1 pseudogene is annotated in these 1,171 nt (G+C 38.4%); it reads left to right on the top strand.

Annotated elements, in window-relative coordinates:
- Positions 1-37 precede the first annotated feature (37 nt).
- Positions 38-1,171, top strand: a pseudogene (locus tag F6K53_RS46375) (ISAs1 family transposase); the annotation flags it as partial.

The following is a 1,171-nucleotide window of genomic DNA, read 5'->3' as shown; positions in this document are numbered from 1 at the left end:
TTCCATTTAATTTATTTATCTCAATGACGCATTTAGTATGAGCCATGGAGATAAATTTTATTATAAATATAGCTTTTATAGGATTTATGAGGTATGGTTTTTAACCTCAAAGTCCCCCTTGATAAGCAGGGCTGTTTCATTCCCTAAAACGGGTAAAATGGCAAGTGTAGAAGGGGGGAAAATCATGAATGCTTCTCTAATTGAACATCTGCGGCAAGTAGAAGACTTCAGAACCACTGATGGTCGAAGACATCCACTGTGGTTGGTGTTGCTGTTCGTAATCATGGGCACTATGAGTGGATATGTTGGGTATCGTGCATGGGGAGATTTCGTCAAACGGCATCGTCAAGTATTAATCAAAACTTTTGGAATAAAAAAACACGGTGTTCCTTCATACTCAACAATTAGGCGCATAGTCATGGGAGTAGATTTTGAGAAGCTAGTAACCTTATTTAATCACTGGGCACAAAATTACGTTAAATTAGAGAAAGCTGACTGGTGTGGTATCGACGGTAAAAGTATTAAGGGAACAGTCCAAAACCACGAAAAGTCTTATCAGAATTTTGTCAGTATCGTCTCAGTATTTGCGGGAAAAAGAGGACTAGTCCTAGGGATGGATAAATTTGAAAACAAACAAGCCAGCGAAATCGGTGTGGTGCAAAACCTAATCGCCGCCTTGGATATCAAGGATGCTGTTTTCAGCTTTGATGCTTTACACTGTCAAAAAAAACTTGCCAATTAATCATAGAAAGTGGCAACGATTACGTAATCGCAGTTAAAAAGAATCAACCAAAACTTCATCGTCATATTCAAAGTACTGCTGCCAATCAAAAACCAAAAAGTCGTTATATTGAAACAAAAAAAAACAGAGATAGATTGACAACACGTACCGTAGAAGTTTTTGATGATTTGAACGGAATAGACCCAAAGTGGACGGGAATTAAGTCTTTAATTCGGGTGGAAAGAGTTGGGACAAGAAGAGGTAAGCCATACCATGATATTGCTTACTACATCAGTAGCCTAATTACCACTGCCAAAGAATTTGCTCAGGGTATTCGTGGTCATTGGGGTATAGAAAATCGACTCCATTGGGTTAAAGATGTAGTTTTAAATGAAGATCTCTCAACTATACATCTGGGTAATGCTCCAGCTAATATCTCTGTTGTGCGAG

This window comes from Moorena sp. SIO4A1 (genome assembly GCF_010672065.1).
In the GTDB taxonomy this organism is placed as follows: domain Bacteria; phylum Cyanobacteriota; class Cyanobacteriia; order Cyanobacteriales; family Coleofasciculaceae; genus Moorena.
Note: the sequence above shows the minus strand (reverse complement) of the source record. Positions and strands in the feature narration are given on the sequence as shown.